The following is a 5904-nucleotide window of genomic DNA, read 5'->3' as shown; positions in this document are numbered from 1 at the left end:
GACGCGGGCCGCGAGCCGGCCGAAGCCGGCCACCGGGTGGAACCGGGCGGGGTCCCCGAGCGCGCGGTCGGCCGCGAACCCCAGGAGCAGGCCCAGGGCACGCGGCACGGATCGCTTCATCGGCATGACTCCGACCGGATCAGATCGACGCGGCGAGCTCGCGGCGCTCGGCCCGGGCCGTCGCGACCGTGTCGAGGCGGCCGACGAGCCCGGTCAGCACGACACCGATGACGCCCCAGATCGTGGCCAGGGTGAACAGTGACGACAGGCGGAAGTACCACAGCGTGTCGGCCGGGAAGTCACCCAGCTCGTTGACGGTCGGCATCGCGATCGCAGCGAGTACGACGACCGCGAGGTAGGCGCCCGCGCCGATCACGACACTGGCGTAGACGCTGACCCTGCCGAGCAGGTGCCTGGCCAGGAAGGTGGCGGCCACCGCAGCCAGCACCGAGATGGCCAGGAAGATGAAGTAGTAGCCGGTGCGCTCGCCGATCGTGTCGCCCGACCCGACGGCCGGGGGAGCAGCGGGATACTTGAGGAACGGCACCAGCGCGAAGGACACGAAGCCGACCGCGGTGACCAGAGCCGTCGAGGCGGCGGGGCGCAGTCGACCGATCCGGCCGATCGCGGCGGCGGAGATGAGCGCGATCAGCCCGCCCAGCGCCGTACCGACGATGAGGGTCCCGGTGAGCAGGCCCCAGGTGCGCTGGTTGCCTCGGGAGACCTCGGCCTCCTCGCCGTGGCTGTGCTCATGCGCTGCGCCGCCCGCCTCTTCGGCGTCGTGCTCGTGGGCAGTGCCTTCGTCGTGGCCGTGTTCCTCGGGCGCCTCGGCTTCATCAGCCGAGCCCGCCTCCTCGAGGGCGATCGCCTTCTCGACGTGCGGTTCGCCGACCTGGTGGGCGACGAGGAAGCCGAAGATGCCGGCGATGAATCCGGCGAGGAGTCCCCGGATCAGGATGTTGCGTGCGGTCATGGGCGTTCCGTTCGGTGCGATGCCGGACGACGTCATGCGCCGGGGTCGTCGGAACGACCACGAACGCACGACGTGGCGAAGTGAGGTCCCGCTGAACCTGGGACGTCAGGGTGTGGATCAGTGGCAGGGGTAGCCGAGCAGGTGGCGGCCGTCGTGGACCCACTCGTGGATCGCGGTGCCGGAGATCAGCGAGGTGGCGCCTTGGTCGGTGCTGATGAAGAAGAGCGCGAGCAGCGCCACGAGACCGAAGAAGAGCGCCCACGGGGCGATCTGGGCCAGCGGGATCGAGGGGAGCTCGATCGTGTCGGGGCCGGCCGTGGAGATGGCGGGGGTTGCGTCAGACATGTGTCCTCCTGAGGGATGGTGCGTCCCTTGACTGGTGGGGAATCCGCTGGACCCTCGGGTCTGACTCCACCGCCCTCGATGCTGCCGGAGCGGTGTCACAGTAGCGCGACTGTGCCGGAGTTTCACCGGCTTCCTCGAGCCCAACGGGACTCACACTAGAGCATCGGCGACCTGATCGAAACAGCCCGCCGAAGGGTGGACCCGACCTGGCGTCAGGGCAGCTCGATCGCCAGCACTGACAGCAGTTTGCGCGTGGGCTCGGGAGCGCGCACGGCGATGCGGATCCACGAGTCGTCCAGGCCGGGGAAGGTGTCGGCCCGGCGTACGGCGAACCCGGCGGAGCGCAGTCGTTGCCGAAGACCTGAGTCGACCCGGGCCAGCACGAACGGCGCGTTCGAGGCGAGGTGGTCGACGCCCAGCTCGGTCAGCCCGTCGGTGAGGACCTTGCGGCGTACGACGATCTGCCGTGCGCGTTCGGCCGCCTCCGACGCGGCGTCGTCACTGCAGCAGGCCACCATCGCCGCGGCCGCCGTCGACGAGACGGACCACGGCACCTGATGGGCACGCAGGTCACCGATGACCGGGGCCTCGGCGAGCACGTAGCCCGCGCGCACCCCCGGGATCGACCACAGCTTGGTGAGGCTGCGTACGACGACCAGTCCCGGTGTCGTGGCGCCGGCGAGGGACTCGGTCTCACCGGGCACCGCATCCATGAACGCCTCGTCGACCACGACCAGGCGCCCCGGTCGCAGCAGTGCACGGATGGTCGCCGCGGGGTGGAGCGCGCCGGTCGGGTTCGTCGGGTTGCCGATCACGACGAGGTCGGCGTCGTCGGGCACCCGGGTGGGGTCCAGGCGGAAACCGTCGTCCGGGTCACAGGGCACGTGCGTGGGTCGGTGGCCGGCCATCGTCAGCGCGACGTCGGGCTCGGTGAACTGCGGGTGCACCACGACCGGGTGTCGCCACGCGCGCACCCGGGCGATCAACGAGAACGCCTCGGCGGCTCCGGCGGTGGCCAGCACCTCGCTGTCTCGCCGACCGTGTCGGCGGGCGATCGCGTGCTCGGCCGCGGTTGCGGAGGGGTAGGCACCGATGTCGTCGAGACTGGCGAGGAGTGCCTCGTGCAGCCAGGCCGGCCGTTGGCCGTCGTACACGTTGACCGCGAAGTCGACCATGCCCTCCCCGGCCTCGGTGTCACCGTGGTGCCGCAACGGCTGGTCGCACTTCGGTGGTCGAGTGGGGCGTTCGCCATGTTCCGGTGGTCGAGTGGGGCGTTCGCCATGTTGCGGTGGTCGAGCAGCGCGTTCGCCATGTTGCGGTGGTCGAGTAGGGCGCTCGCCATGTTGCGGTGGTCGAGCAGGGCGCTCGCCATGTTGCGGTGGTCGAGCAGCGCGTTCGCCATGTTGCGGTGGTCGAGTAGGGCGCTCTGCGCCCGTATCGAGACCCGGCTGCTCAGTCACCCCGGCGAGGCCGCCGGTGTCCTCCGCGTACGCGAGCGCTGCGTCTGCGAAGCGTTGCGCCAGTTGCGGATGCCCGGCCCAGTGCGTGTGCAGGTAGGACGCGTGCACGGTGTCGGAGGCGAACCCGATCGGCTGGTCGTCGACGCTCCAGGCCGGTACGGCGGAGGCGATCGGGGTGACGGTGGTCCGGTGGAACTCGTGACCGGTGACCACCTCGCCGGGTCGACCGAGCAGGGTCGCGACAGGGGACTCGGCGCGGCGATAGGACAGCGTCAGACGTGGTGTCATCCGCGCGTCTGCGGGCAGCGCGCCGACCATCGCAGCCTGGTCGACCGTGTGGCACAGGTAGAGCAGCCCGGCGCACTCGGCGACCGTGGGCATGCCCGACGCGATCGCCGCCGACAGGTCGCGCAGCAACGGCAGGTTGGCGCTCAGCCCGGCGGCGTGGACCTCGGGGAACCCGCCGCCCAGATAGATGCCGGCTGCACCCGTGGGCAGACCGTCGTCGTGGAGTGGGTCGAAGGTCACGACGTCGCATCCGGCGGCGCGCAGCAGCTCCTCGGTCTCGGCGTAGCGGAACGTGAACGCCCGGCCGCCCGCCATCGCGATCACCGGACGGGTCCCGGAACCGCTTCGTGAGACGTCGGGCGGGACATCATCCGAAGCGGTCGACGGAGGTGTCGACGCGTGTGAGGTCCGGAGAGCCTCGGCAGCGTCCCACGGCACGGCGTCGAGGGCGCACGCCCTGTCGGCGATGGCGAGCACGGCGTCGAGGTCGATGCGCTCGGTGATCCGGTCGGTCAACCGCTCAAGGGTTGCTGCGGCCTCGTCGCGCTCGTCGGCCGGCACCAGCCCGAGGTGTCGTGAGGGGGCGACGATGCCGTCGTCGCGGTGGAGCACGCCGAGCACCGGCAGGTCGATCGAGCGGCGTACCTCGTCGGCATGCCGCACCGACCCGGCCTTGTTGAGGATGACCCCGGCGATCTCGACCGAGGAGTCGTAGGACGCCATGCCTTGAACGACGGCACCGATCGAACGCGACGCGTGGGAGATGTCCACGACGAGGACGATGGGGGACTTCGTCACCGTTGCGACGTGGGCGGTCGAGGCGAAGCCGTCGCCGCCGATCTGGCCGTCGTACAACCCCATGACGCCCTCGATCACCGCGACGTCGGCGCCGTGCGCGCCATTGAGCAGCAGCGGCACCAGCAGGTCCTCGCCGACCAGGTGCGGGTCGAGGTTGCGGCCCGGGCGGCCGGTGGCCAGCGAGTGGTAGCCCGGGTCGATGTAGTCGGGCCCGACCTTGTGGCCGCTGATCGTCAGCCCACGGCGCGAGAGTGCCGACATCAGGCCGGTGGCGATGGTGGTCTTGCCGTGCCCCGACGCGGGCGCAGCGATGACCAGCCGAGGCAGGGCAGTCACCGGTCGATCACCATTCGATGCCCCGCTGGCCCTTCTGGCCGCGGTCCATCTGGTGCTTGACCTTGGTCATCTCGGTGACCAGGTCGGCCGCCTCGACCAGCTTCGGATGCGCACGGCGGCCGGTGATCACGACGTACTGCCGGCCCGGCCGGTTGACCAGCGTCTCGACGACGTCGTCGACGTCGACCCAACCCCACTCCATCGGATAGGTGAACTCGTCGAGCACGTAGAGGTCGTGGCGCTCCTCCGCGATGCGGCGCTTGACCTCGGCCCACCCCTCGGCAGCGTCGCGGGCGTGGTCCTCGGCGGTGCCCTCCTTGCGGCTCCACGACCAGCCCGAGCCCATCTTGTGCCACTCGACGGGCCCGCCCTCGCCGGTCTCGGTGTGCAGGTCGCCGAGCCGTTCGAGGACGGTCTGCTCGCCGATGCGCCACTTGGCGGATTTCACGAACTGGAAGACGCCGACGTCCCACCCCTGGTTCCAGGAGCGGATCGCCAGGCCGAACGCGGCGGTCGACTTGCCCTTGCCGTCGCCGGTGTTGACCATCAGCAGCGGCTGGTTGCGGCGCTGCGCGGTGGTCAGCCCGTCGTCGGGCACGTGCGCGGGGACTCCCTTGGCCATCAGGCTGCCCCTTCGTTCGAGCCGCCCGTGAGCTGCGACCCGCCCGCGTCGAGACGGCCCCGCACGGCGCCCGTGAGCGCGGTCGCACTGACCTCGCCGACCGGCACGTGCTCGGCCATCAGGTCGGTGGCCAGGGCGCCGGCCAGTCCCATCCGGAAGCGGCCGACCTCGCAGTCGATGACCAGGGAGGCGGTGCCCTGCGCGGCCAGGTGCACGGCGACCTGCCGCGAGCGTCGTACGGCGTCCGCACCGGAGGTGGCACGTCCGTCGGTGACCACCACGAGCAGCGAACGGCGACGCGGGTCACGGATCTTCTCGAGGCGCAGCACGTCGGCCGCCTTGAGCAGGCCCTCCGCCAGCGGTGTACGCCCACCGGCAGGGAGCTGTTCGAGCCGGGCCGCTGCGATGTCGACCGAGTTCGTGGGTGGCAGGGCGAGGTCGGCCTCGTTGCCGCGGAAGGTGATCAGGCCGACCTTGTCCCGGCGCTGGTAGGCGTCGAGGAGCAGCGAGAGGATCGCGGTCTTGACCTGCTCCATGCGCTTCTTCGCCGCCATCGAGCCGGACGCGTCGACGCAGAAGAGGATCAGGTTCGACTCGTGGCCCTCCTTGGTCGCCACCCGCAGGTCGCCGGCCCGGAAGGTCAGCGCTCCCTCGACCCGTCCGCGGATCACCTGATGGGGTGCGGCCGCGCGAATCGTCTCGGTGAGGTGGATCGAACCGCCCTGCCCGGTCGTCTTCGTCGCACCGATCCGACGGCCGGCCGAGGTCACCGCGCGGCTGCGCCGGCCGGACTCACCGGTGCCGGTCCCGCTGACCGTGAACAGCTTCGGCCGGTACGGCGTGTGGGTGCGCGCGATCTCCTCGGCAACCGGGACGTCCTGCGCGCCAGCCTCGTCGGTCGAGGAGGGCGCGCGGCCTCCTTCGTTGGTCGAGGAGGGCGCGCCAGCGCCCGTCTCGAGACCATCGTCGCCCGCGTTGTCGTCGTCTGGCCCGTCGTCGTCTGGCCCGTCGTCGCCTGGCCCGTCGTCGCCCGGCCCGCCGTCGCCCGGCCCGCCGTCGCCCGGCCCGTCGTCATCGGGGCC

5 protein-coding genes are annotated in these 5904 nt (G+C 71.2%); all 5 read right to left on the bottom strand.

Annotated features, from left to right (window positions below; all coding sequences use genetic code 11):
* Positions 1-139 precede the first annotated feature (139 nt).
* Entirely contained in the window at positions 140-973 is an 834-nt protein-coding gene (locus NJ4_RS24615) for a CbtA family protein (RefSeq protein ID WP_067442035.1), read from the bottom strand.
* A gap of 117 nt (positions 974-1090) precedes the next feature.
* A complete protein-coding gene (locus tag NJ4_RS24610; protein ID WP_067442033.1) occupies positions 1091-1318 on the bottom strand; it encodes a CbtB-domain containing protein in 228 nt (75 codons plus the stop codon).
* A gap of 212 nt (positions 1319-1530) precedes the next feature.
* A complete protein-coding gene (locus tag NJ4_RS26835) occupies positions 1531-4200 on the bottom strand; it encodes a cobyrinate a,c-diamide synthase (RefSeq protein ID WP_067442030.1) in 2670 nt (889 codons plus the stop codon).
* A gap of 7 nt (positions 4201-4207) precedes the next feature.
* Positions 4208-4822 (bottom strand): cob(I)yrinic acid a,c-diamide adenosyltransferase, encoded by a 615-nt coding sequence (gene cobO / locus NJ4_RS24600; RefSeq protein ID WP_067442027.1) that lies wholly within the window; start codon positions 4820-4822, stop codon positions 4208-4210.
* Positions 4822-5904: vWA domain-containing protein (locus tag NJ4_RS24595; RefSeq protein ID WP_157551343.1), on the bottom strand; the 1083-nt coding region annotated here is incomplete at its 5' end. The genes NJ4_RS24595 and cobO, both read right to left, overlap by 1 nt.

The organism is Nocardioides jensenii JCM 1364 = NBRC 14755 (assembly GCF_001552535.1).
GTDB lineage: Bacteria > Actinomycetota > Actinomycetes > Propionibacteriales > Nocardioidaceae > Nocardioides > Nocardioides jensenii.
The sequence above is the reverse complement of the archived record's forward strand: the minus strand, read 5'-3'. Positions and strand labels throughout refer to the sequence as shown.

Coding starts and splice junctions, on each gene's coding strand:
- NJ4_RS24615 (WP_067442035.1), bottom strand. CDS start 973: ATGACCGCACGCAACATCCTGATCCGGGGACTCCTCGCCGGATTCATC.
- NJ4_RS24610 (WP_067442033.1), bottom strand. CDS start 1,318: ATGTCTGACGCAACCCCCGCCATCTCCACGGCCGGCCCCGACACGATC.
- cobO (WP_067442027.1), bottom strand. CDS start 4,822: ATGGCCAAGGGAGTCCCCGCGCACGTGCCCGACGACGGGCTGACCACC.